The 24483-nt window shown below is 56.8% G+C and carries 19 protein-coding genes; 8 read left to right on the forward strand and 11 right to left on the reverse strand.

Features of this window, described 5'->3' with window-relative positions:
• Positions 1 to 28: 28 nt before the first annotated feature.
• The 5 genes from JYG33_RS16365 to JYG33_RS16385 form a co-directional block, all read right to left on the reverse strand.
• A complete protein-coding gene (locus JYG33_RS16365; RefSeq protein ID WP_207873222.1) occupies positions 29 to 814 on the reverse strand; it encodes an aldolase in 786 nt (261 codons plus the stop codon).
• 441 nt (positions 815 to 1255) lie between these two features.
• Positions 1256 to 2668, reverse strand: a complete 1413-nt coding sequence (locus tag JYG33_RS16370) for a GNAT family N-acetyltransferase (protein ID WP_207873223.1) — start codon at positions 2666 to 2668, stop codon at positions 1256 to 1258.
• Between the two features lie 371 nt (positions 2669 to 3039).
• Positions 3040 to 4209 (reverse strand): YncE family protein, encoded by a 1170-nt coding sequence (locus tag JYG33_RS16375; RefSeq protein WP_207873224.1) that lies wholly within the window; start codon positions 4207 to 4209, stop codon positions 3040 to 3042.
• A gap of 129 nt (positions 4210 to 4338) precedes the next feature.
• Complete coding sequence (locus JYG33_RS16380; protein WP_153229045.1) at positions 4339 to 4812, reverse strand: nucleoside deaminase; 474 nt, start codon at positions 4810 to 4812, stop codon at positions 4339 to 4341.
• Positions 4813 to 4986: 174 nt separating this feature from the next.
• The gene (locus JYG33_RS16385; RefSeq protein ID WP_153229046.1) at positions 4987 to 5823 is read right to left on the reverse strand and encodes a bifunctional allantoicase/(S)-ureidoglycine aminohydrolase; all 837 of its coding nucleotides are present in this window, start codon (positions 5821 to 5823) and stop codon (positions 4987 to 4989) included.
• A 261-nt stretch (positions 5824 to 6084) separates the two neighbouring features.
• On the opposite strand from JYG33_RS16385, the gene JYG33_RS16390 reads away from it, so the two are divergent.
• Positions 6085 to 6960: a LysR substrate-binding domain-containing protein gene (locus JYG33_RS16390; protein ID WP_207875902.1), complete on the forward strand. Its 876-nt coding sequence runs from the start codon at positions 6085 to 6087 to the stop codon at positions 6958 to 6960.
• Positions 6961 to 6995: 35 nt separating this feature from the next.
• On the opposite strand, the gene JYG33_RS16395 is transcribed toward JYG33_RS16390, so the two are convergent.
• The 3 genes from JYG33_RS16395 to JYG33_RS16405 all read right to left on the reverse strand — a co-directional run bounded on the left by JYG33_RS16395 (position 6996) and on the right by JYG33_RS16405 (position 10639).
• Positions 6996 to 7898 carry a cation diffusion facilitator family transporter gene (locus JYG33_RS16395; RefSeq protein ID WP_207873225.1) on the reverse strand — a complete coding sequence of 301 codons (903 nt, stop codon included), beginning with the start codon at positions 7896 to 7898 and terminating at the stop codon, positions 6996 to 6998.
• Positions 7899 to 8093: 195 nt separating this feature from the next.
• Positions 8094 to 10163, reverse strand: coding sequence for a methionine--tRNA ligase (gene metG / locus JYG33_RS16400; protein ID WP_207873226.1), 2070 nt, complete (start codon positions 10161 to 10163; stop codon positions 8094 to 8096).
• Positions 10164 to 10381: 218 nt separating this feature from the next.
• Positions 10382 to 10639, reverse strand: coding sequence for a hypothetical protein (locus tag JYG33_RS16405; RefSeq protein ID WP_207873227.1), 258 nt, complete (start codon positions 10637 to 10639; stop codon positions 10382 to 10384).
• A 102-nt stretch (positions 10640 to 10741) separates the two neighbouring features.
• Between JYG33_RS16405 and apbC the strand changes: the two genes are divergently transcribed.
• From apbC to gcvH, 7 genes are all read left to right on the forward strand, one after another.
• Positions 10742 to 11827 carry an iron-sulfur cluster carrier protein ApbC gene (gene apbC, locus JYG33_RS16410; protein WP_207873228.1) on the forward strand — a complete coding sequence of 362 codons (1086 nt, stop codon included), beginning with the start codon at positions 10742 to 10744 and terminating at the stop codon, positions 11825 to 11827.
• Positions 11828 to 11833: 6 nt separating this feature from the next.
• Positions 11834 to 13612 carry a BamA/TamA family outer membrane protein gene (locus tag JYG33_RS16415; RefSeq protein ID WP_207873229.1) on the forward strand — a complete coding sequence of 593 codons (1779 nt, stop codon included), beginning with the start codon at positions 11834 to 11836 and terminating at the stop codon, positions 13610 to 13612.
• On the forward strand, positions 13612 to 17781 hold the full coding sequence (locus tag JYG33_RS16420) for a translocation/assembly module TamB domain-containing protein (RefSeq protein WP_207873230.1): 4170 nt from the start codon (positions 13612 to 13614) through the stop codon (positions 17779 to 17781). Before JYG33_RS16415 ends, JYG33_RS16420 begins: the two co-directional genes overlap by 1 nt.
• Positions 17782 to 17909: 128 nt before the next feature.
• Positions 17910 to 18473 (forward strand): dCTP deaminase, encoded by a 564-nt coding sequence (gene dcd / locus JYG33_RS16425; protein WP_009461128.1) that lies wholly within the window; start codon positions 17910 to 17912, stop codon positions 18471 to 18473.
• A gap of 9 nt (positions 18474 to 18482) precedes the next feature.
• Positions 18483 to 20756 carry an arginine/lysine/ornithine decarboxylase gene (locus JYG33_RS16430; protein ID WP_207873231.1) on the forward strand — a complete coding sequence of 758 codons (2274 nt, stop codon included), beginning with the start codon at positions 18483 to 18485 and terminating at the stop codon, positions 20754 to 20756.
• A 54-nt stretch (positions 20757 to 20810) separates the two neighbouring features.
• A complete protein-coding gene (locus JYG33_RS16435; RefSeq protein ID WP_243430353.1) occupies positions 20811 to 21992 on the forward strand; it encodes an NAD(P)/FAD-dependent oxidoreductase in 1182 nt (393 codons plus the stop codon).
• A gap of 86 nt (positions 21993 to 22078) precedes the next feature.
• Complete coding sequence (gcvH, locus tag JYG33_RS16440; RefSeq protein WP_207873232.1) at positions 22079 to 22453, forward strand: glycine cleavage system protein GcvH; 375 nt, start codon at positions 22079 to 22081, stop codon at positions 22451 to 22453.
• Positions 22454 to 22644: 191 nt separating this feature from the next.
• On the opposite strand, the gene JYG33_RS16445 is transcribed toward gcvH, so the two are convergent.
• From JYG33_RS16445 to JYG33_RS16455, 3 genes are read right to left on the reverse strand one after another with little or no spacing between them, the layout of a single operon-like run.
• Positions 22645 to 23139: a dihydrofolate reductase gene (locus JYG33_RS16445; RefSeq protein WP_207873233.1), complete on the reverse strand. Its 495-nt coding sequence runs from the start codon at positions 23137 to 23139 to the stop codon at positions 22645 to 22647.
• Positions 23136 to 23936, reverse strand: coding sequence for a thymidylate synthase (locus JYG33_RS16450; protein WP_094195574.1), 801 nt, complete (start codon positions 23934 to 23936; stop codon positions 23136 to 23138). The genes JYG33_RS16445 and JYG33_RS16450 overlap by 4 nt, the downstream gene beginning before the upstream one ends.
• Positions 23937 to 23943: 7 nt before the next feature.
• Positions 23944 to 24366: an OsmC family protein gene (locus tag JYG33_RS16455; protein WP_207873234.1), complete on the reverse strand. Its 423-nt coding sequence runs from the start codon at positions 24364 to 24366 to the stop codon at positions 23944 to 23946.
• Positions 24367 to 24483: the final 117 nt, after the last annotated feature.

A 24483-nucleotide genomic window follows, 5' to 3' on the forward strand; every position in this document is an offset into this window, starting at 1 on the left:
GTCTTGCTGTGTTTTTTGGGTACGGGCGTCAGCGGGTCTTGCTTAAAGGGGCGATGCCCTGGGTCTGACGGGACCAGTAGTCAAAGGTAGCGTTAACAATGGAGGGCTTGAGCAGGTAGTCGTGGGCTTCTGCTGCCAGGGCGTCATCGACAGGTGTCAGCGGGCCAAAGGCTGACTGGGCGCGTACTTGCAAGCGTGCGGCACGTTCCAGGTAGACCGACAGATAGGTGGCCTCCTGGCAGCTTTTTCCTGCGGTCAGATAGCCGTGGTGCGCCAGGATGATGGCGCGTTTGTCGCCCAGCGCTTTGGAAATGATGACGCCTTCCTGATCGGCAATCGGCACGCCGGGCCATTCACTCAGAAAGGCGCAGTCATTGTGCAGGGGCGTCATGTCCATTTGCGCGATCACCAGAGGCTGGCGAGCGGTTGCCAGTACCGTGGCCCAGGGTGAGTGTGTGTGGATGATGGAGTTGACGTCCGGGCGTGCTTCGTAGACCCACAGGTGAAAGCGGGTGGCGGGGTTGGCCATGCCTTCGCCGCTTAAGGTGTTCAGATCGCGGTCAACTTCGATGAAGTCCTCGGGGGTGGCTTCGTCAAAGCCCAGACCAAAGCGCAAGGTCCAATAGGCGCCGGGGCGCTCGGAACGTACGCTGATTTGTCCGGCCAGACCGGCCTCCTGCTCGGTCATGGCCAAGATGCGACAGGCAAAAGCCATGGTTTCGCGGGTGTCGCGTTGGACCTGATGCAGATGAGTGGCCATCTCTTGGGTGGCGCGTTCATCAAAATACGATTTGTCTCTGAGTGGGGTATCCATGGGGTTTGTCTCCTTTGGTATGCTTCGCCGATCCGTATGCCGACGATGGAATCTATTGTCTTGATTTGGATCAAGAGGAGCTATGCTCGCTGGCTCATAGCTCTTATTCCATTTGGCTTGAAAGCAGCCCTGGCAGGCGTGCAAGCCCCGCGGTCCGGCGGCCCGGCGAACCGGCGATCTGGCGATCCAATAGCTCGGTGGCCGGGTCGGGGAGGGAGACAAACAAAAGAGACAAGCGGGGGCAGACTTCAGGCCTGGCGCCAGCGAGATCGCTCTCGGCGGCGCGAACGGGACCAGGGATGTTGCACCTTATGCGGCTGTGGCCGGGGATCGGGTGGAATGCGCGTGTCATTATTTTCCACGGGATCGGAGTCCGGTTTGGGCGATTCCAGAAAGACTCTAATGGAACAATCGCAATCGAGGTACATGGACAGTCCTTTGTCAGCGTGAAGAAAGGGGAGGCGGTAGTGAGACACCGTTTTGGGCCTGTGTGCCCCCCGCAAAAAATGTGTCGTAGCTGTCTTGCAAAGCGTGCAGGATCATTTCGGCGTAGTTGTCTTGTTCATGGGTGGGCAGGCGGGATTGCAGTTGTGCCAGGTGCTCGTTGTCCTGCTGTCCACCCCATTGCTTGTGATAGTGACCATGTTGATAGCCACGTAATTGACGCAAGCGGTTCAGGGCGTTCTTGCCCGCATAGGAGTGATAGAGCGTGTCCAGGCTCAGACCGCACAGGCTGGCTAGTTGGGTAAAGCCGCTAAAGTCGAACTGACGGGTCTGCAGAACGCGCAAGGTGAAGTGTTCCAGGGCTTCCATGATGGCTGTGGAGTCGCTGGCCGTTGCTGGTGCATGCAGGAGCTGATCCATTGCCGCGGCTGCTTCCCGCTCCCGCAGGAGGTCGCTGGAGCGCAGCAGATCGCACAATCCAAAATGCAGGATGTCGATTAGCTCCAACTGGAGTTGCGGCAGGTTCCGTTCGCGGTGCTGCCACCACTTCCAGTCCAGATAATCAGCCAGCTCCGCACACTCCACCCAGATGGCCCGGTAGTAGTCTTGTTTGGCATGTCGCCAGTTCGGGTCAATCAGGATGTTCAGTTCGGCTTGCAAAGCCAGCATTTGTTGTAGACGCTGGGCCCCTGGTCCGGTCGATGTGGCGCTGGCCTGCTGTCCCAAACGCTGTTTTTGACGGCCTTGCTCATCAAAATTGTCCGGTGCCAACCAGGCCTGGAAATCGGCCTTCAGGGCAGGCCACTCCTGGTCGGTAATGGCGAACCAGGCCGTATCACGAGAGCGTCCTTTGTAGACGATGGCCTGACGAAAAATACCTTCATAGCGGAAACCCAGGCGTCGTGCTGCGGCTTGCGAAGGGGCATTGTGGGTATCGCACTTCCATTCATAGCGGCGGTAGCCCAGTCCATCAATGGCGTAGGCCATCAGCAGATAATGGGCTTCAGTTGCCATGCGGGTCTGTTTCAGGGCAGGTGACCAGGCCACAAAGCCCACTTCAATACAGCCGTTTTGCGGGTCAATCCGCATCAGGGACAAGGTTCCCAGTGCGCGCCCCGTGGCCTGCTCCACGACGGCGTAGTGCACAGCATTGCTGGCCTGGCTGATGTTCCGCAGGTGCTGATCGAACTGCGCGCGGTTGCTAAAGGGCTCCACAGACAAGTAAGTCCAGTCGCGACCATCGCTGGCGCTGCTGTAAGCCTCGAACAGACTGTCGCCATGCTGCTCCGGGTCCACCGCTTCCAGGCGGCAGTACTTGCCATGCAGAACGCAGCGAGCAGGCTGGGGGCGAGCTTGCCAGTGAGGGAGCGCGGGGCCAATGGGCTGGTGATAGTCGTTCAACTGAACCATGAGAGATCTGCAAAAGAAAATGCTCCAGAAATGCTTGCTTGAAGCGCATCTGGAGGCGAGGATTGGGAAAGGTGGGTCAGGTAGTTGGCAGGAGTCGCTGTAGGCCACTAATTGATTCTATTGAGCAAGTGGCTGGTTGCAGCAATCCGCTTTTCTACATGTTTCCAGACCGCATTGCTAAAGTGGCTTTGAAACGCCCAAGAGCCAGCCTTGACGGGCCTTGGCTTGAGGCTTGAACAGCAGACAAAACTATCCTGCGGCTAGGGCACAGATGGGCTGCAGGCGGCCTGGCAGACCAAAGTGGCAGGCATTAAAAAAGCCGAGTTACCTTGCGGTAGTCTCGGCTTGGGATCAGGCCTTGAGCCAGTGGCTTAGAGCTGATTCAGGTTCAGACGCAGAACGCTGTCCTTGGCGCCTTTCAGGTAGTGCGGGCTCTTGTCGCCATGAGGAATCTTGATGGTGACAAAAGCGGTCTGGCCGTCGGCGCTCAGAGTTACGCTGTTAGGGTGCACAGGGGCGCTGATGCGGTGTTTCACAGCCAGGGTGTTGGCATCCAGAATTGTGACCGAACCCGTACCGGCTGGTGTTTCACGATCCACGCCACGGTTGGTGGCGATCAGCTCTTTACGAGCCTCGTTGTACACGATATCCAGCAGACCCAGACCGACTTCAGCGGTGTTTTCCACTTTGCCGGAGGTGGTGTCGAATTGGTAGATCTTGCCGGTGTTGGCGTCAGCACCAAACAGTTTCTTGCCATCCGCGCTCAGGGCGATGTTCACGAAGAAGTGGCGCGAATCTTCACGCTTGTCGCTCTTTGCGTCGCCGGTGCTAAAGCGCTGTTCGATAGCGCCAGTGGCTGGGTTGATGACAGCAATTTCATCCTTGCCGCCATTACCCACGAACAGACGCTTGGTGTTGGCGTCGTACGCGGCACCAGCAGGCCACAGGCCTACATTGTCGATGTTGTGCAGAATGCGGCCTTCGGCGCCGTCCACAATCCATACGCGACCACCTTCAGAAGGGTTGGTCACGAAGATGCGGTTGTCCTGTTCGTCAATGACGACTTTGCGGGTATGTTCCCAGCCGTCCTTGCCTTCTTTTACGCCCAACTGAATCAGTTGCTTGACGGTGCCGTTCAGGCTGTTGATGGCCAGCAACGAGCCGTCCAGGGTGTTACCTACGTACAGGGTGTGGGTCTTCTGGTTCAGGCCCAGTGCGAACGCACGGCGTGGCAATTGGATCAGTTGCGATTCACGCAGCGTATCCTGGTCCAGAACGTGCAGGAAGCCAGCAGCACGGTCTTCAAACAGAGGAGTAGCGGCAACAAACAACTGCTTGCTGTCTTTGGCGGCCAGAATTTCGTAGGCACCATCAATGGTGTCCTGACGGAAGGTGACCTGTGCCTGAGGGGCAGTCGCGTTGAAAGACGATGTTTGGCCCGCTTGTTGCGATTGAGGCGCAGTCTGGCATGCGCTGAGCAGCAAAGCGCCCATTACGGAGGCAACAATCATTTTTAAAGAGGCAGGGCGGGACGCAATCATGTATTTCCTTTGGGATTCAATAAATGAGAATCGTTACTATAACTGCTCTGTTTTATAAACTTTTCTGACTTGTCTGTCTATGTAAATACGCAAAACCCTGCTCGATGGCAGGGTTTTGAATGGCTTTTTTTAGTCCTGTTTGGAGTCGTTTCCAAATCGGGCTTGCCAGGCTTCATAGACTTTGCGTTTTTCAGGCAAAGGCAGGTGTTCCATTTTCACGCCCTGTTTCCCAAAGTCCTGCTGCATTTTTTTGTAGAAGGACTCAGTAGACCAGCCAAAGGGCTCGCCTTCTGCATCGTCGGCGCAATACACCACGCGCTCCACACCGGAGGCAATCATGGCGGCCATGCACATGGGGCAGGGGATACCGCTGGCGTACATGGTGCTGCCTGCATGGCTGCTGCTTTTCACGTTCTGGCTGGCGGTACGCAGGGCCTGGATTTCGGCGTGCGCGGTGGGGTCGTGGGCGATGTAGGTTTCATTCACCCCTTCAGCCAGAACTTGACCATCACGCACCAGCACCGCGCCAAAGGGCTGGCCGCCGCGGGCGACATTCTCTTCTGCAATCTGAATAGAGCGCAGCAGATAGTGTTTATCGTTCATGTTTTTCTCCTGTAGAGAAGCAAGGTTGGAATGAGCCTTGAAACCAGAATCTTTGTTTGTGCCTTGTGGGACGCATGCGGGAGCAGGCGGCATCAGGGGGACGAGTTCTGGTTTGGTATGTTTGTAATGCAAAACAGCCGCTGACGGGCAGCGGCTGTTCTGTTTTATGCTCTATTAGCGATTGCCGCCAATGGTCAGGTTGGCATGACGGTTCACGTCTTTGTACAGCAAGTAGCGGAAACGGCTAGGGCCGCCAGCGTAACAAGCCTGTGGGCAGAAAGCGCGCAGCCACATGAAGTCACCGGCTTCCACTTCAACCCAGTCCTGGTTCAGGCGGTAAACGGCCTTACCTTCCAGAACGTACAGACCGTGTTCCATCACGTGCGTTTCAGCGAAGGGGATCACGCCACCGGGTTCAAAGTTCACGATGTTCACGTGCATGTCGTGACGCAGGTCGGACATGTCGGTGAAGCGGGTGGTGCTCCAACGGCCTTCGGTGTCGGGCATGACGCCAGGTTTCACGTCTTTTTCGTTGGTCACAAAGGCTTCGGGTGCATCCAGGCCTTCTACGCGCTGGTAGCGCTTGCGGATCCAGTGGAAGTTGGCCAGCTCGCCCGTGCGGTTGTGCAAGGTCCAGTTGGTGGAAGGAGGAATAAAGGCATAGCCGCCTTCTTCCATGATGTGCTTGGTGCCTTCCAGAACCAGTTCCAGTTGGCCCTTGACGACAAAAATCACGCCTTCGGCTTCGGGATCGGACTCAGGATTGTTGCTGCCACCCTGAGGACTCACTTCCATGATGTATTGGGAGAAAGTCTCGGCAAAGCCGGACAGAGGACGTGCCAATACCCACAGACGGGTCTTTTCCCAACCGGGCAGGAAGCTGGTCACGATGTCTTGCAGCACGCCTTTGGGCAGCACGGCATAGGCCTCGGTGAACATGGCACGGTCCGTCAGCAGTTGGGTCTGAGGAGGGTGGCCACCAGGAGGGGCGTAGTAATTGACTTTGGACATGTTGATTCCCATTGAAATTCAGTAAGGAAAAATCTGTCGGACGGCACGGCGCAATCCCGGCGGCTGGCCAAGGGCTCAGGCGGGATGTCGTTGTAATGCGCGGGACCAATACACCTTAACGATTGCTGGTGATATTTACAAATTAAATGTATAAATCTCTAGTATTTGATTTTTGAATGAACGGGCGATGAGGCGTATTGCCCAGGCGGATTTCAGAAGGATTTTGAACATATGGCTCATCAACTATCGACCAGTCCTAGCCTGAACCGGCCTTTGTACGACCTGGACCTGCTGCTGGCCTTGTTGACGGTGGTCGATTGCGGCAGCTTCACGGCGGCGGCAACGCGTTTGCATTCCACGCAGTCCACGATCAGCCAGAAAGTACGGCGCCTGGAAGAACTGGCCGGGCTGCGTCTGCTGGATCGGGCCAGTCGGGGAGTCAGCACAACTGAAGCCGGGCAGACCTTGTTGGGCTACGCCCGCCAGATGCTGGCCCTGAATCATCAACTGTCTGAAGCCTTATCCGGTTCTTTGGTGACTATTTCCGTGCGTCTGGGTGTGCCGGAGGACTTTACCAACGGCCAGACCATGCGGGCTCTGGCAGGCTTCAATCGTCGCTTTCCGCAGGTGCGGCTGGAGGTCAGCAGTGGCCTGAGCAGCGATCTGCTCGCGGCGTACGACCAGGGTGAGCTAGACCTGGTTCTGGTTAAGCAACGTCATAACGCGCGTGAAGCGGTGGCCTGCTTGCCTGAGCAGACCGCGTGGGTAGATAGCGCGACTGATCCGGTCTTTCATCTGGACCCCATCCCTTTGGTGACCTTTCCGCGCCGTGGCGTGTACCGAGAGGAAATCATCAGCGCCGTCGAATCCTTGGGGCGTCGCTGGCGTATCAGCTTTACCAGCTCCAGTTTGAGCGGGATTCAGGGGGCGGTAGCAGATGGGATGGGGATAAGCTTGCTGCCACGGCGTGCAGTGCGGGATGACCATATTGAATTGGGGCAAGCGCAAGGCCTGCCCCGTATTGATGCTTTTGAACTGGCGATCTTGCATCGGCCTCATGCCAATGAAATGGTAACGGCCTTGTCCCGTGTGCTGGTCGAGATGCTGGCTCCCGAGAGTGAACGCCGCGCTGGGTAGGGTGGTATTTAACCTGCAAGAGCGATAAAAGGGCGTCAGGCTTTCGCGTTGGGTGTGACCGGATCAAAGTGTGTCATGACATCCAGCACAGGCTCTTCGGCCATCACACGGTCCCGAGCAGCGACGGCAATGGCGTGGCCTTGATCAATAGTCAGAGAGCCATCCATTTCCAGATCCACTTCCACCCAGATCATGTCGCCCAGTTTGCGGGTGCGCAGCTGGTGTATTCCTTCCACGCCGGGCGTCTCGCGCAAGAGTTTGGCAATGCGCTCTTCCGTTTCCTGATCGACGGCCTTATCCGTCAGATCGTGAAAAGCGCCGATGGAAAACTTCCAGCCCATGCGCAGAATCATCAAGCCCACCACACTGGCGGCCAAGGGGTCGCCTAGCGGCAGGCCTGCCAGGTTGGCCATCACCCCGACGCTAACCACCAGAGAGGAGGCCGCATCCGAACGAGCATGCCAGGCATTGGCAACCAGCATGGTTGAGCGTAGCCGCTTCGCTACACGCAGCATGTAGCGAAACAGGAACTCTTTACTACAGAGGGCAATGAAGGCAATAGCCAAGGCGATAGGGTGTACGGCCTCGATGCTGCTGGGGTCTCGCAAAGAGGACACGGCATTCCAAAGCATGCCCAGGCCTACGGCCAGCAAAATACCGCCAATGGCTAGGGTGGCAGCGGTTTCATAGCGCAAGTGACCATAGGGGTGATCAGCGTCCGGGCCCTGGCGGCTGTGGCGGTTGGCAATCAGCACCACAAAGTCTGACAGCAGGTCGGAGAGTGAGTGGATGGCATCCGCAATCAGAGCCTGGGAATGTGCAAACAGACCCACCACAATTTGCAGGAGACTCAAGCCGATATTGACGATGACACTGACCCATGTGGAGCGTTGGGCACCGCGGTGCCGATCCAGGTCTGGAGGGGTGATGTTTTTCATGCCAAAAGGTCCTTGCGCTCAAAGCAGCAGACTGTGCATCAGTACAGCGGTTTCAAGCTAAAGAGTGTATCGGCTTTCCTGGGTGGCGGGGTGCTAAAGGGGCGTGGCAGGCTGTTTTGAGCCTATTCTTTGGTATATGTAGACAAAAAAGCCTCGCTTTTTAGGCGAGGCTTTTTTGGGTATCAGGAATGCGTCTTAATTGATGCGCATACCGGGCTGGGCACCGGGGAAGGGTTCCAGAATATAGATGCCTTGATCCACAGCATCATCAGCATGGCTGGCAGCCAGAACCATACCCTCGGACACGCCAAAACGCATCTTGCGAGGAGCCAGGTTAGCCACCAGAACCGTCAGCTTGCCGATCAGGTCGTCGGGTTGGTACGCCGACTTGATGCCGGAGAACACCTGGCGCAAACGGCCTTCGCCAGCGTCCAGGCTCAGACGCAGCAGCTTGTCTGAACCTTCCACGGCTTCGCAGCTCACGATCTTGGCAATGCGCAGGTCAACCTTGATGAAGTCCTTGATGTCGATGGTGTCGGCAATGGCTTCGCCACCGGGCAGCACGACGGGAGCTGGTGGGGGAGCCAGCAGCTCGTCCACCAGGGCGCTGTCTACACGCTGCATCAGGTGCTTGAAGGGGGCGATGTGATCAGGCAAGGCAGCCACGTCGTCCCAGACAAAGTCGCGGTCCAGACCGAACAGTTCGCGGGCCACGCGATCAGTCAGGGTAGGCAGAATCGCGGTCAGCATGACGGACAAACCCTTGAAGCCAGCCAGGGTGCGCGAGCAAATGTCTTGCAGTGCATCTTTCTGGGCCTGCTCGGCAGTCGCAATGCCTTTGGCCATGACCCAAGGCTGGGCCGTGTCGAAAGCCTGGTTGATGATGTCGGCCTGAGCCATGATCTGGCGTACGGCACGGCCGTATTCGCGGCTTTCCAGATCGGCGCGGACTTTCTCGGCAACGTCCTTGAGCTGGTTTTGCAGCTCGGAGGTGTCGCCCTGGTAAGCCAGCTTGCCATCAAAATGCTTGCTGATGAAGTTGGCGGCACGGCTGGCGATGTTGACGTACTTGCCGATCAGGTCGCTGTTGACGCGGGCGATGAAGTCGTCAGGGTTGAAGTCCATGTCTTCAACGTGCGAGTTCAGCTTGGCGGCCATGTAATAGCGCATCCACTCGGCATCCATGCCCAGTTCCAGGTAGCGCAGGGGCGAAATGCCTGTGCCACGGCTCTTGGACATTTTTTCGCCACTAACGGTAATGAAACCGTGTACGTTCAGGGCGTCTGGCACTTTACGGCCGGAGAACTTCAGCATGGCAGGCCAGAACAGAGCGTGGAAGTACACGATGTCCTTACCGATGAAGTGCACCTGTTCAGTATTGCCTTCAGGGTCCAGCAAGGCGTCAAAGTCCAGACCGGCCTTGGCGCAGTAGGCTTTCAAGGAAGCCAGGTAGCCAACAGGAGCGTCCAGCCAGACGTAGAAGTATTTGCCGGGAGCGTCTGGAATCGGGATGCCGTAGTAAGGCTCGTCGCGCGAAATGTCCCAGTCGTTCAGGGAGGCTTCAGCGCCTTCACCTGTACCCAGCCATTCGCGGGTCTTGCCCAGCACTTCGGATTGCAGACGTGGTTTGCCCTGGGCGTTCTTGCCCGTGGTCCACTCTTGCAGGAAGGCCACACAGCGCGGGTCGGACAGACGGAAGAAGAAGTGTTCCGAGGTCTTCAGCACCGGACGCGCATTGGTCAGGGTGGAGTAGGGCTCGATCAGCTCTGTGGGGGCGTAGACAGCGCTACAGACTTCACAGCTATCGCCGTACTGGTCTTTAGCGTGACACTTGGGGCACTCGCCCTTGATGTAGCGATCGGGCAGGAACATGCCTTTGACCGGATCGTAAAACTGCTCGATGGTGCGGGTATCAATGAACCCGGCGGTTTTCAGCGTGCGGTAGATGTCCTGGGCCAGTTCGACGTTGTCAGGCGAATCCGTGCGGTGCCAGTGGTCGAACTTGACGTTAAAGCCGTTCAGGTAGGTCGGGCGCTCCGCCGCAATCTTGTCCACCAGCTGAGCGGGCGTAATGCCAGCGCTTTCAGCCTTGAGCATGATGGGGGCGCCATGGGCGTCATCCGCGCACACAAAATGTACAGTATGTCCCGACATTCGCATGGACCGGACCCAGATGTCGGCCTGGATATATTCCATGATGTGGCCGATGTGAAACGAGCCGTTGGCGTACGGCAGGGCGGTCGTAACAAATATCGTTCGTGACATGACTTAACAAAATAAAAGAGAAAGGGAACAAGGATTCTACGGTCTATTGCAGACTTGTGCCGCGCAAGGCCGATGAATGTCCACGGGCAGGTTGCTGATTAGTCTTTGCAAATACTACAAATGCACACACCCTGAGCCTTGGACGACTCAGGGTGTTCGGGGGCATGACCAAATCAGCTTTGCTGCTCGCCAAAGGCTTGGCGAACAGTCAAATACTGTTAAGGAATCTCGCGCATCTCGATGTCGGTAACATCACGCGAACGGGGTGTTGTCGACTGTTTGCTGGCAGCATCTGGGCGGCGGCGTTGGTCCCAATAGGCTTTGACACCAAAAGGACGGCCACTAATACGCGCCACAATGTATAAAATGCCGATCGCAATAGCGGTGGAAACCATGAAGATAAACGCCATGATCGCACCAAATATTGTCAGCAAGACAAAGAGGGCTGTGCGGATAATCTGGTTAAATGTGTTCATAGGGTTAGTATGACATCATAAGTGTAAAAAAATTCCTGTTGAACCGCTAATTTTCTGGTTTAAAGGTATGGTGATGTTTCTTTATATCAAGGTTTTGGATAAATGACAGTGAGTTCCGAGCGCGTGTTGCAAGCCCTGGCGAGTGTGACCGATCCCAACACGTTAAAGAAGTTATCGGTCGATGCGGGTCGATGCGAACTGAGCATTGACCAGAACCAAGTTGAGCTGACTTTGCATCTGCCCTACACGGCTTATGACATTCAGGGACAACTGCGCGAGCGTATCGAGCAGGCCTTGGCGGGCGTGGGTGCCACCCTGTCCAAGCTGCATTTGAGTCCTCGCATTGGTGTTCATGCGGTGCAAGAAGGTTTGCGCCCCATGCCCAATATCCGCAACATTATTGCGGTGTCCTCAGGCAAAGGCGGTGTCGGTAAAAGCACGACCTCAGTGAACCTGGCTTTGGCCTTGCACATGCAAGGTGCCCGCGTTGGTTTGCTGGATGCGGATATCTACGGACCAAGCGTGCCCACCATGCTGGGCCTGCACGAGCGTCCACGCAGTGCAGACGGCAAGATGATGGAGCCGCTGATCGGTCACGGTCTGCAAGCCAACTCCATCGGTTTCCTGTTGGATGAAGACGCTCCTGCTATCTGGCGTGGTCCCATGGCGACCCAAGCCCTGACACAGTTGCTTACACAAACGCGTTGGGATGATCTGGATTACCTGATCATCGACATGCCTCCCGGCACCGGCGATATCGCCTTGACCTTGTCGCAAAAAGTGCCTTTGACGGGTGCGGTGATTGTGACCACCCCTCAAGATCTGGCATTGATCGACGCCAAGCGTGGGCTGAACATGTTCCAGAAGGTCAATGTGCCTGTTCTGGGTATTGTGGAAAACATGTCGGTCCATATCTGCTCGAACTGTGGTCATGCTGACCCGGTCTTCGGTCAGCATGGTGGTCGCGATATGGCCAGCCAGTTCAACGTCCCTTGGCTGGGTGCCTTGCCTTTGGCCATGAGCATTCGGGCTCAGACCGATTCCGGTACCCCGACGGTGATTGCCAGCGCAGACAGTCCCGAGGCCCGCCTGTATCACGAGATTGCCAATCGCGTTTCGGCTAACTTGTCGCAACTTCCTCCAGACACGTCGGGGCAGCGCCCCAAGGTTGTTCCTCGTCCTCTTTGAGTACGTATGCGCAAATCCGGCTTTTGCCTGTTGTTCTCGATAGTCCTGAGCCCTGCAGTTTGGGCTCAGTCTTCCGTGCCCGATGTCATTATTGATCCAGGGGGCGTGCCCCCTCAGGCGCTGAAAGAAATTCAGCGTGCGGTCAGTGCGATTACGCGTTTGGCGGAAGACCAGGACTTGGGAGAGGTCTCGCGTCTGCGACGCCGGGCTCACGATGCGACCGTCTCCGCTTTGCAGACCCAGGGTTATTTTGACTCGGTGGTCACGCTGGAGGTGGGCGAAGATTCCAGCGGTGAATATTGGGACATCATTATTCAGCCGGGTGAAATCACCCGTGTGCGTGACATTGCCCTGGACTTCAAAGGCAAGATTCAGGAACCGGAATACCAGGTGAGGCTGGAAGGGATCAAAGCCAGCTTTCCCTTGAAAGTGGACGATCCCTTTTTGAATTCAGTCTGGTCTTCGGCCAAATCGGATTTGCTGGAAAGCGTACAGCGCCAGGATTTTTACTACGCTCGTTACGTAGACACGCGGGCGACGGTCTTGGCCGATGAAGGCGTGGCCGACCTCTCCCTGAAAGTAGACAGTGGGCCGCGCGTTCGCATGGGGCCGCTGGAAACCACGGGCCTGAAACGTGTGCCCCAATCCCTGGTTGATCGCTACGTGCGCTATACGCCCGGCGATCCCTACGATCAGGACAAGCTGGACGAGTGGCAGCAATCCTTGGCTGCCACCACTTTTTTTCGGGGTGCCTTTGTCACTCTGGACGAGGAAGCTGGCAAAAAGAAAGAGCTTCCTGATGGTGATGTAGAGCTGCCTGTTCGTATACGGGTCACCGAAGCGCCATCCAAGCAGTTCACCGGCTCTTTGGGTTTTGACAGCGACCACGGTGCGCGTGTTGAAGCCTTGTATCGGAAGAATATTGTGTTTGGCCTGCCAATCTGGTCCGAGGCCGGTATTGGCGTGGATAAAAAGCGCCAACGGGCCTTTTATGACATCCACTTGCCGCCCACGATTAGCGGCTACAAGAACAGCTTTGGGGTTTTGTACGACCGCTCTGATATTGAAGGGCTGGACACGGAACGTGCGGCTTTGGGCTGGAAGCTGCGCCAGGAGCGGAAGGCGGCAGGCAATAGCCGCGTGGAATATGAAACCGAATGGGGTTTGCTGGGTGCCTGGGACAAGACCAAGATTTCCGGTCTCCCCACCCGTGAAACCCCTTCAGCCATTGCAACCTGGCAATGGCTGCGCCGGGACGTGGACAAGAAATATGATCCGCGTGAAGGCAATCTGATTGATTTCGGCGTGGGTGCCGGTGTCACTCTGGACAAGGGCGAGACCTTTTACCGCAGCAATTTGCGACTGCAACAGTGGTGGCCAGTTGGGGAGCGGGATATTTTGTCCCTGCGCGGTGAAATCGGTAAGGTTTGGCGCATGACGGACCGCACACCGCCTGACTTCGGTTATCGGACCGGGGGCGCTCGCAGTGTCCGTGGCTACAAATATCAAAGCATTGGCCTGCAACAAGGCGATGCCGTAGTGGGTGCACCGGCCATGGTAGTAGCCAGTGTGGAGTACACGCACTTTTTCACCAGCATGTACGGGATGCGCGCGTTTGTGGATGTGGGCGATGCCGCGCCCAGCTTTGGTGATATGGATTTAGCCTGGGGCTACGGTTTGGGTGCGGTCGTTCGTACACCGGCGGGCCCCTTCAATCTTGATCTGGCCTATGGTCAGCGAGACAAACGTGTACGTTTAAGCTTCTCTTTGGGAATCGCATTTTAATGGCTTGGGTTCGGCGCTGGTTCCGATATTTTGCCTTGTGGGGCATCCCCTTTGTGGTGGTTGCCCTGCTGCTTGTTTGCGGCTTTGTGTATTGGGTGTTGGCGAGTCAGGCCGGTACAAGCTGGGCCTTGCGCACGGCTTTGCCCTATGCGCAGGGGAGCGCCCAAGGGGTGCGCGGAACCATTTGGGATGGATTAAGTGTTGATCACCTGGTGCTGGGTTTGCCTGGTACACACGTGGACATCGAGCGCTTGCGTCTGCAGGCCAATTGGAAAGAATTGTGGGAACGCCGCTTGCATGTGATCGAGCTGAGCGCCCATAAAGTGGATGTAGCCTTGACCTCCTCGGATGAGCCCAAGTCTGACGAGCCCTTCAAGATGCCGGAGCTCCCAGTCAGTATTGCCGTGGACAAGCTGGCGCTGGGCCAGTTTTTGCTGACTCAGGATGGCACGCCCCTGCCCGTGGCGATTGCGGATCTGTCTTCGGCTCTGGCCTTGGACTCTGATAGTGCCCAACTGCGCCTGTACGATTTGATCGTAGCGAATGAATCCATCCGTGCCGGTTTTCAGGGCGAAGTGGAGCTGGGTGGTTTGGAAGCGCCTTACCCGGCACGCGCCGATATCCAGATTATTGCTCGTGGCTTGACGGCGGACTCACCCATTTGCGCCAAGCAGTATCTGCCTGCTTACGCGGAGCAATCGACATCCGGGAAATCTGCAACGAAGGCCGTCGCAGGCCAGCCCAAAACGGTCGCAGAGACGGTGAAAACGAGTGCCAAGGCGGACGCTTCTGGTGGGACGTCCGCGGCTGCAGCCACTTCAAATCAAACAGCAGACAAAGCATCGGAAAAAAACTCTGGAAAAACACCAGGAAAATCAGCAGAGCAAAGTGCTGAACCAGCGGAAGCCGGGGCTACGCTGCAAGGCCAGTCTGGCCTCAAGGCACAGAGCCAGGCGGTCAACTCCCTGGAGCAGCCCATTGATCCCCATGGCGTCGCCGGAGTCATCAGCTCCGAGCCTGAGAGCAGTACCGGTGTGGTCGATGAAGGGCGTATTCAGGAGCCGGTCGTAGTCCCTGAACCCGAGCCTTTGCCCGATTGCGTGGTCAACGCTCAAATCACCTTGAATGGCTCTCTGGAACAAGCCACTTTGTTGCTCAACGGTCATGGCCAGGGCTATAGCCTGGACGCCAGCGCAGAGTTGAGCCCGCTGGATTCCGTGCCAGTGCGTCAGGCCAAGCTGGCCGTGAAACTGCCGGACGAGTCCTCGCTGGATGCGGACTTCGCCTGGGATGCCACACAGGAAGGGGTGCACGTTCAGGATCATTTCAAAGGCCAGTTCCGCAGCGACAAGCTGGATCTGCATGCCTTGCTGGGCGATGTGCTGCCAGATGCCTTGATCAATACCCAAGGCCAGTTCGATGTGGTCCTGGCGGATAAAGAGCAGTTGCTCTCGGCGGATGTCGATATACAGCTTTTGCAAGGCAGTCGCTGGAACAAGCAGACGGCTATTGGGCAGATCAAGGCCAAGGCTTCTGCACCGGCTCAGCCCGGCCAGCCGGACTGGTGGCGTCTGCTGACGGTTTCGGATGTGCTTACCGATATGAAGATCGGTGAGAACCAAGTCCAGTTGAAGGGTGGCTTCGGCATGTCCGGTAAAGCCGAACTGGATTTGTTGGCGAAGATTCCCCGTGCCGAACAGCTATGGCCAGGTCTGGAGTTAGGCAAGGCCTCGGCACAAGGTCAGTTGCGCGGGGAGATCGCTCGTCACACATTGCAGTTGAAAGGCCAGTACGACTTGGGTGGTAATGCCAAGGGTCAATTAGGCCAGGGGCTGGCTGAAGCCGATCTGGCACTGGAGGGGGGCTGGCACTTTGCCGATCAGGGCAAGGCTGCGTATTGGGATGGCAAGGTAAACCGTTTGGTGGCGGACCATGCCGGATTGATCGTGCGTTTGCAGTCGGCACTGCCGGTACGTTTCACCGATGCTCTGCGGGCACCGGAGCCTCCGGCTCAAGCTGCCAAAGCAGATGCCAAGGATCAAGCTAAACCTGCTGACGCTGCTACTGCTGCACCTGAGAAAGAGGTGGCAGCGCAAACCTCCGGTTCTGCAGCGACTCAATCGCCTTCGGCAGAAGCCCCAATGCCAGCGACCGCACAGACAGCTGCTTCGGCTGCTCCAGCGGAAGCAGAGCAAGCGAAGGCACAAGCAGGCGCTCCTGAAAACGCAGCCGACAAAACAGCAACAGCTCCCAAGACTCCCGAGCCATTGGCTCCCTGGTCGGTACGTGTTGGTGCGGGTACTTTGAGTACGACAGTCGATGGCGAACCCTGGATCAATCTGCGTCACCAGGAATCCAGCTACCAGCCTGGCCAATGGGCCAGCCGTGGTGAGTTGCTGGATCTGGTCTTGTCCGAGCCCCGTATCGCACGCCTGCTGCGCAAAGTTGGCGTAGAAGCGAGTGCGGAGAAGGACAAGGGGGGCGTCAAGATTGTTAAGCACAAGAAAACTCAGCCTCCCGAAATTGATATCAAAGCCCGTTGGGATCTGAAATTTAACGGTGCCTTGTCCGGGCAGGTGCGCGTTGATCGCGTCGCCGGGGATGTGCAGGTCTTTGCTGAACCACCCATGTCCTTGGGCCTGGAAGATCTGAGCATAGTCATTAATGCGAAACCCACATCGGCCACTACCAGCCGCGTGGATGCTCAGTTAGACCTGCGTACCAAGGAAATGGGCTACGTGACGGCCAAGGCCCAGACCCCTATTCATGGGCTGGCCCTGAACGAAAACGACCGCAAAACTGTCAGTATTCAAGCCAATATTGATGACTTGAGCTGGACGCGCCTGTTCCTGGGTGATGCCATGGAATTGGGTGGTCGTCTGAACGCGGACGTGAATATTGATGTGGGTGCAAAATGGGCCTGGACCAGCCGCGGAACCGTGACGGGCCGCGAGCTGCGCTTTACGCGTCTGGACGACGGTATCCGCCTGATTGATGGTCAGTTGGATGCCCGTTTTGATGGTGATATCTTCAGGCTGGAGTCCTTGAGTTTCCCGGCTCGCCCACGGGTAGAGCCGCAAGAGTGGCGTACGGCCACCTGGCTGAAAGAAAGCCCGGATGCCAAAGATGGCAAGCTGACCGTTTCGGGGCAGTGGAACCTGAGCACTCAGCAAGGGGCCTTCGGGGTGGATATCTTCCGCTTCCCAATCCTGCAACGCGCCGATCGTTACGCCATGATGTCCGGCAATATTGCCCTGAACATGGAATTGCCGCGCATAGCGATTACCGGCAAGGTCGAGGCCGATGCCGGTTGGTTCAACCTGGACATGCTGGGTGGCATTCCTACCGTCGATAGCGATGTGGTGATTGTGCGGGCAGGTGACGAGCCTGCCTCCGAGCCTTCCCAGGCCGCTACTGACATGAGCATGGAAATCGATGTGGACCTGGGGCCGCGCTTTTACCTGACGGGTTACGGCGTGAACTCCGGTCTGGTCGGCAGCCTGAGGGTCACTATGATTGGTGGCAAGCTCACTGGTATGGGTGCCTTGCGTACTCGTGGTGGCCGCATCGAGTTGTACGGTCAAAAGCTGATGCTCAAGCGCGGAACCGTGACCTTCCAGGGCGACATTACCTCGCCCATCCTGGACATCGAAGCCCTGCGTACCGGTCAGGCGGTAGAAGCAGGTGTTAAGGTAGCCGGTACGGCACGCAAGCCCAGAATTGATTTGGTGTCTTACCCGGAAGTCAGTGAAGTTGAAAAACTGTCCTGGCTCCTGCTGGGCCACGGCCCGGATGATTCCGGTGGCGATATGGCTTTGCTGCTTAGCGTGGGTACCTCTTTCCTGGGTGATGGTGAACCCTTCTACCGCAAGTTCGGGATTGATGAAGTGGCCATGCGTTCGGGCGACCTGGGCAGTGCTGGTAGCATTTTGCCGGTGGAAAGTGTGGTCAAATCCCTGAACAGCGGCACCAGCAACGAAGAGCGCAAGTTTATTGCGATCAGCAAGGCACTGACGGCGGACATTTCCGTTAGCCTGGAGCAGGCCATGGCCGATACCGGCACAGTGGGACGAGCCAGCTACCGCCTGGCGCGGGGTCTGACCGCAGAGGTCAGCGCTGGTACTGTCAACGGTCTGGCCCTGATTTACCGCTGGTTCTCAAAGGATTGATACGGGCTTGCCCGGCGCAAAGCGGGCAGAAAATTGTGGTGCAAATGACATATTTGCGCCGCAATTAGCTTGTGCGTGTATCTAAACGATAAAATAACCGGTTACTGATTTAAGGCGGCTAATTTCTTATGAGTATCAAAAGCGACCGTTGGATTCGGCGGGCTGCTGCCCAAGGCATGATCGAGCCTTTCGAGCCAGGCCAAGTGCGTAATGTAGACGGACAACGTATCGTCAGCTACGGCACCAGCAGCTATGGCTACGATGTGCGTTGTGCCAACGAATTCAAGATTTTCACCAACATCAATTCGACCATCGTGGACCCCAAGGCCTTCGATGAAAAATCCTTTGTGGATTTTGTCGGTGATGTGTGCATTATTCCGCCCAATTCCTTTGCGCTGGCTCGCACGGTTGAGTACTTCCGTATTCCCCGCAGTGTGCTGACCATGTGTCTGGGTAAAAGCACCTATGCCCGTTGCGGCATCATCGTGAACGTGACCCCGCTGGAACCTGAATGGGAAGGCCACGTCACTCTGGAATTTTCCAATACCACCCCGCTGCCAGCCAAGATTTACGCCGGTGAAGGGTGTGCACAGATGTTGTTCTTTGAAAGCGATGAAGTGTGCGAAGTGTCGTACCGCGACCGCGGCGGCAAATATCAAGGTCAGCTAGGCGTTACCCTGCCTCGTACCTAGGAGTTCTGGATGAAGTTTCGTTTTCCTATCGTCATCATCGACGAAGACTACCGTTCCGAAAATACGTCAGGCCTGGGCATTCGAGCCCTGGCCTCGGCGATAGAGGCCGAAGGCGTAGAGGTTCTCGGGGTCACCAGCTATGGTGACCTTAGTTCTTTTGCGCAACAGCAAAGCCGCGCGAGCGCCTTCATTTTGTCGATTGATGATGAGGAATTCGATGTGGATTCCCCGGAGGATGTCGCCAATGCGATCAAGAACCTGCGCTCCTTTATTGGCGAGCTGCGGTTCCGCAACGAGGACATCCCCATCTACCTGTACGGCGAGACGCGCACCTCGCAGCATATCCCCAACGATATTCTGCGCGAGCTGCACGGCTTCATTCACATGTTCGAGGACACGCCGGAGTTCGTGGCGCGTCACATCATCCGTGAAGCGCGCTCCTATCTGGAAAGCTTGTCGCCACCGTTTTTCCGCGAGTTGGTCAAATACGCGTCTGATGGTTCCTACTCCTGGCACTGCCCAGGGCACTCGGGTGGCGTTGCCTTCCTGAAAAGCCCGGTAGGGCAGATGTTTCACCAGTTTTTTGGTGAAAACATGCTGCGCGCTGACGTTTGTAATGCGGTCGATGAACTGGGCCAGTTGCTGGACCATACCGGCCCGGTGGCCGAGGCCGAGCGTAACGCTGCCCGCATCTTCCATGCCGACCACTGCTTTTTTGTGACTAACGGCACGTCCACCTCCAACAAGATCGTCTGGCATGCCAACGTGGCCAATAACGACGTAGTGGTGGTGGACCGTAACTGTCATAAATCGATTCTGCACGCCATCACCATGACGGGTGCTATCCCTGTGTTTCTGCGCCCCACGCGTAACCACCTGGGCATTATTGGTCCCATTCCACAAGACGAGTTCTTGCCGGAAAACATTGCGCGCAAGATCGAGGCCAATCCCTTTGCCAGCAAGGCCAAGAACAAGAAACCCCGTATTTTGACGCTGACGCAAAGCACGTACGACGGCGTCATCTACAACGTGGAAATGATCAAGGAAACCTTGGATTCCAAAATCCCCACGCTGCACTTTGACGAAGCCTGGTTGCCGCATGCGGCCTTCCACGACTTCTATCACGACATGCACGCCATTGGTGCGGATCGTCCGCGCACCAAAGACACCATGATTTACGCCACACACTCCACGCACAAAATGCTGGCTGGCTTGTCGCAGGCGTCTCAGATTACGGTGCAGGATGCGGAAAACCGTCCGCTGGACCGTAACGTATTCAACGAAGCCTATCTGATGCACACCAGCACCAGCCCGCAGTACGCGATTATTGCGTCCTGTGATGTGGCAGCGGCCATGATGGAGCCGCCTGGTGGCACCGCCCTGGTCGAGGAAAGCATTTGCGAGGCCATGGACTTCCGTCGCGCCATGCGCAAGGTGTCCAAGGAGTACGGCGAAAGCGATTGGTGGTTCAAGGTCTGGGGCCCGGACAATCTGCCTGACGAAGGCATAGGCGAGCGCGACGACTGGATTCTGCGCTCCGATGCGGAATGGCACGGCTTTGGCAAGCTGTCGACCAACTTCAACATGCTGGACCCGGTCAAAGCCACGGTAGTGACTCCCGGCCTGGATATTTCCGGCACCTTTGCCGAGCAGGGCATTCCCGCCGCTCTGGTCTCCAAGTATCTGGCCGAGCACGGCGTGGTGGTCGAGAAAACCGGTCTGTATTCCTTCTTTATTCTGTTCACCATTGGCATCACCAAGGGGCGCTGGAACACCTTGCTGACCGCCTTGCAGCAGTTCAAGGACGATTACGACCGTAACCAGCCCATGTGGCGCATCTTGCCGGACTTCTGCAAGACCCAGCCTACGTATGAACGTATGGGCTTGCGTGATCTGTGTCAGCAAATTCACCAGGCTTACCGCAAGTACGATCTGGCCCGCCTGACTACCGAGGTTTACCTGAGCGACATGATTCCCGCTCTGAAGCCTTCGGACGCCTATGCCAAGATGGCGCACGGCGATATCGAGCGTGTTGGTATTGACGAGCTGGAAGGCCGCGTAACCGGCGTGTTGCTGACCCCTTACCCTCCCGGCATTCCTTTGCTGATTCCTGGCGAACGCTTTAACTCGCGCATTGTGGAGTACCTGCAATTTGCGCGTGAGTTCAATGCCCGCTTCCCTGGCTTTGAAACCTATGTGCATGGACTGGCTCAGGATATTGGCCCCGATGGACTGCCGCGCTACTACGTAGACTGCGTGCTTGAGTCCGAGACAAACGAGTAAACCCGCGTGACCCCTATTTTTGATGTTGCCGTCATCGGCGCAGGTGCGGCCGGTATGATGGCCGCCAGTATCGCAGGCCAACGTGGCCTGCGAGTGGTATTGATTGACCATGCTGAAAAGCTGGGCGAGAAAATTCGTATTTCCGGGGGAGGGCGCTGCAACTTCACCAATACGGGGACTTCGCCCGAGAATTTTCTGTCCAAGAATCCGCATTTCTGCCGTTCGGCTCTGGCCGCTTATACGCCGCAGGATTTTCTGCAATTGGTGCGTGACTATCGCATCGGTTTTCATGAAAAACATAAAGGCCAGTTGTTCTGTGATGACTCCAGCGAGTCCATCATCCAGATGCTGCGTCAGGAGTGTTTGAAAGGGCAGGTGTCCTGGCGTATGCCGTGTTCGGTGCAGTCCATAGGCCGTAGCGAAGAGGGTTTTGTGCTGCGCACCAGTCAGGGCGATCTGAATGCCTTGCAGGTGGTTGTCGCGACTGGCGGCATGGCGATTCCGCAACTGGGTTCCACGGACTATGCCTTGCGCGTGGCGCGTCACTTCGGTCTGAAAGTGATCGAACCGCATCCGGCTCTGGTGCCTTTGACCTTTGACGGTCGGGACTGGAAACCATTCTCTGCCTTGAGCGGCATGGCTTTGGAAGTAGAGGTCAGCACGGGGCAGGGCAAGCAACGCCAGGCTTTTCTGGAAGATCTGCTGTTCACACACCGCGGCTTGTCCGGGCCAGGCATCTTGCAGATTTCCAGCTACTGGCAGTCGGGCGAGACCATTAGTGTGGACCTGGCTCCCGGTCAGGACATCGCCCAGCAGTTACTGGATTTGAAGGCGGGTAGCCGCCAGCAGTTGCTCACCGTCTTGTCGACCTTGTGGCCGCGCCGTCTGGTCGAGCAATGGCTGGATACCTCGGACTTGTTGCCTAAAGGTGTGGGGCAGCAACGTCTGGCCGACTTGCCGGACCGCGTATTGCGTGCGGTAGGGCAGGTGATTAACTCCTGGGAGTTGAAACCTAGCGGCACGGCAGGCTATAAAAAGGCGGAAGTGATGAGCGGCGGCGTGGATACACGCGAGCTGAATCAAAAAAGCATGGAAGCACGTAAAGTACCTGGTCTGTTCTTTATCGGCGAAGCGGTGGATGTCACCGGCTGGTTGGGCGGGTATAACTTCCAGTGGGCCTGGGCATCGGCAGCCGCATGTGCCCGTGCACTGAAGACGCAGGCGGAAAAAACTTAAGTAGAAGGGCAGAAACGGCCTGTGCCGGTTTCGGCTATCGTTTCTGAATTCAACAGGATTGTGAGCTGGTCAGTCAGGGAGGCGATATGCAGCTACCAGAGGATAGAAAGTACGTAGTAAGCCACGAGTGGGCCAAGGACGAAGGCGGTGTAGTGCTGGTTGGCATTACCGACTTTGCTCAGGACCAGTTGGGTGATTTGGTGTTTGTGGGTGACTTCAAGCCGGGCACGCGTCTGGCTGCGGGTGAGACGGCGGGTGTTGTGGAGTCGGTGAAGGCCGCTTCCGATATTTACGCACCTGTCTCTGGCGAGGTGGTGGAGTTCAATCAGGCTTTGTCTGATGCGCCACATCTATTGAATGACGCGCCGTTTGATACCTGGATTTTCAAGCTCAAGGCGGACAATCCGGCTGACCTGCAAGGTTTGCTGGATGGCCCGGCGTATGCTGCGGTGGCTGAGTAAGTTCAGCTACTGAGTTAGCAAGAATAGACCTTGGCTCTGCCTGATCCAGGCGGGTTGATCGTTAAAAAGGCCTGAATCCGATTTCACGGATTCAGGCCTTTTTTTTGGTTTCGAGCGCACGCTTTTGAGCTTGGAGCAGGGGCAGGCGGCTGCTTGAAACAAGCGCCTGGTTCCTCGTCAGAAAACCTGAATCAAGTGCGGCGACGATACGTCACGTAATCGTAAGTGAAGCCGTTTTCTTCGGGCTGGGGCAGGCGCTCAACTTCTTCCCATTCGCCAGCAGGCAGTTCTGGAAAGAAAGTATCACCGTCCACTTCAGCCTTGATCTCGGTCGCAATCAGTTCCTGAGCCACAGGCAAAGCCAGCCGGAACAGTTGTTCCCCACCAATCACGCAAGCGGTCTCAAAGCCTGGGCAGGCTGCCAGGGCATCGTCCAGATTACTGAAAACCTGCGCACCTTCAGCCTGGTAGTCCGTATTGCGGCTGATCACCAGATTCGGGCGACCGGGCAAAGGGCGACCCAGGGACTCCCAGGTCTTGCGACCCATGATGATGGGCAAACCCATGGTCACACGTTTGAAGTGTTGCAGGTCAGAAGGCAGACGCCAGGGCAGGTCGTTATCCTTGCCTATGCAGCGATTGGCCGCATAGGCAACGACTAGACGGATGAATGGGGTAGAACTCATACGGCAACAGGCGCCTTGATGTGGGGATGAGGATCGTAGTCGGTGATTTCGAAGTCTTCGTACTCGTAATCAAACAGACTGGCGGGTTTGCGCTTGATCGTCAGCTTGGGGTAGGGGCGTGGCTCACGCGATAACTGCAATTCGGCTTGCTCGAAGTGGTTGGAATACAGGTGGCAGTCGCCGCCTGTCCAGATGAAGTCGCCCACTTCCAGATCGCATTGCTGGGCCATCATGTGCGTCAGCAGAGCGTAGCTGGCGATATTGAAGGGCACACCCAGGAAGATATCCGCACTGCGCTGGTAAAGCTGGCAGGACAGCTTGCCATCGGCCACATAGAACTGGAACAGGGCGTGGCAAGGGGGCAGGGCCATCTGGCCGACATCCGCCACGTTCCAGGCCGACACGATAAGGCGGCGCGAATCGGGGTTCTTGCGAATCTGCTCTACCAACTGGCTGATCTGGTCGATGTGACGGCCATCGGGCGTGGGCCAGGAGCGCCATTGCACGCCGTAGACCGGGCCCAGATTGCCGTTCTCGTCCGCCCATTCGTCCCAGATGGAGACGCCGCGCTCTTGCAGCCAACGTACATTGGACTCGCCACGCAAGAACCACAGCAGCTCAATAAAGATACTGCGGGTGTGCAGCTTCTTGGTTGTGATCAGCGGAAAACCCTGCGACAGATCGAAGCGCATTTGATGACCAAATACCGAGTTCGTGCCGGTACCGGTGCGATCCCCTTTGGGAGTGCCTTGGGTGTAGACCAGGCGCAGCAGGTCTTCGTAGGGATAGAGGGACATGGGGGCCTCAGGCTTGCTGAATGTCGACGGAATAGGTGATCTCGGCAGTTTTGCCCAGCATGGCCGACGCGGAGCAGTACTTGTCGTGCGACAGTTGTACGGCGCGCTCAACGGCTGCCTGGGGCAGATCTTTGCCGGTCACCACAAAAGTGAAGTGAATCTTGGTGAAGACTTTAGGGTCGGTGTCGGCGCGTTCGGCCGTCAGTTTGACCTGGCAGCCCGTAATATCGTGACGGCCGCGTTTCAGGATCAGCACCACGTCATAAGCTGCGCAGCCACCCGCGCCGGTCAGCAGCATTTCCATGGGGCGTGGGGCCAGATTATTGCCGCCGCCTTCGGGTGCACCGTCCATGGCCGTCACATGACCACTGCCTGTACGGGCAACGAACAACATTCCGTCTTTGCCGCCCCAGTCGATTGTGCATTCCATATGAATTCCTTTGTTTGCAGTGCGAGCCAAGACTCGTCAGTAGATTGATAGTCGTGATTGTACTTTTTGATGGGGGCTGTGTCGCGCCCGCGTACCGTATAAGAAATTCCATATAGA

This window comes from Alcaligenes sp. SORT26 (assembly GCF_017377875.1).
Lineage (GTDB): Bacteria > Pseudomonadota > Gammaproteobacteria > Burkholderiales > Burkholderiaceae_B > Alcaligenes > Alcaligenes parafaecalis.

Excerpts from the sequence above, each read along its gene's own strand:
- JYG33_RS16395 (WP_207873225.1), bottom strand. The coding sequence starts at position 7,898 with ATGAAAAACATCACCCCTCCAGACCTGGATCGGCACCGCGGTGCCCAA.
- dcd (WP_009461128.1), top strand. The coding sequence starts at position 17,910 with ATGAGTATCAAAAGCGACCGTTGGATTCGGCGGGCTGCTGCCCAAGGC.
- JYG33_RS16430 (WP_207873231.1), top strand. The coding sequence starts at position 18,483 with ATGAAGTTTCGTTTTCCTATCGTCATCATCGACGAAGACTACCGTTCC.
- gcvH (WP_207873232.1), top strand. The coding sequence starts at position 22,079 with ATGCAGCTACCAGAGGATAGAAAGTACGTAGTAAGCCACGAGTGGGCC.
- apbC (WP_207873228.1), top strand. The coding sequence starts at position 10,742 with ATGACAGTGAGTTCCGAGCGCGTGTTGCAAGCCCTGGCGAGTGTGACC.
- JYG33_RS16385 (WP_153229046.1), bottom strand. The coding sequence starts at position 5,823 with ATGTCCAAAGTCAATTACTACGCCCCTCCTGGTGGCCACCCTCCTCAG.
- metG (WP_207873226.1), bottom strand. The coding sequence starts at position 10,163 with ATGTCACGAACGATATTTGTTACGACCGCCCTGCCGTACGCCAACGGC.
- JYG33_RS16420 (WP_207873230.1), top strand. The coding sequence starts at position 13,612 with ATGGCTTGGGTTCGGCGCTGGTTCCGATATTTTGCCTTGTGGGGCATC.
- JYG33_RS16415 (WP_207873229.1), top strand. The coding sequence starts at position 11,834 with ATGCGCAAATCCGGCTTTTGCCTGTTGTTCTCGATAGTCCTGAGCCCT.
- JYG33_RS16435 (WP_243430353.1), top strand. The coding sequence starts at position 20,811 with ATGATGGCCGCCAGTATCGCAGGCCAACGTGGCCTGCGAGTGGTATTG.
- JYG33_RS16370 (WP_207873223.1), bottom strand. The coding sequence starts at position 2,668 with ATGGTTCAGTTGAACGACTATCACCAGCCCATTGGCCCCGCGCTCCCT.
- JYG33_RS16365 (WP_207873222.1), bottom strand. The coding sequence starts at position 814 with ATGGATACCCCACTCAGAGACAAATCGTATTTTGATGAACGCGCCACC.
- JYG33_RS16375 (WP_207873224.1), bottom strand. The coding sequence starts at position 4,209 with ATGATTGCGTCCCGCCCTGCCTCTTTAAAAATGATTGTTGCCTCCGTA.
- JYG33_RS16445 (WP_207873233.1), bottom strand. The coding sequence starts at position 23,139 with ATGAGTTCTACCCCATTCATCCGTCTAGTCGTTGCCTATGCGGCCAAT.
- JYG33_RS16405 (WP_207873227.1), bottom strand. The coding sequence starts at position 10,639 with ATGAACACATTTAACCAGATTATCCGCACAGCCCTCTTTGTCTTGCTG.
- JYG33_RS16455 (WP_207873234.1), bottom strand. The coding sequence starts at position 24,366 with ATGGAATGCACAATCGACTGGGGCGGCAAAGACGGAATGTTGTTCGTT.
- JYG33_RS16380 (WP_153229045.1), bottom strand. The coding sequence starts at position 4,812 with ATGAACGATAAACACTATCTGCTGCGCTCTATTCAGATTGCAGAAGAG.
- JYG33_RS16450 (WP_094195574.1), bottom strand. The coding sequence starts at position 23,936 with ATGTCCCTCTATCCCTACGAAGACCTGCTGCGCCTGGTCTACACCCAA.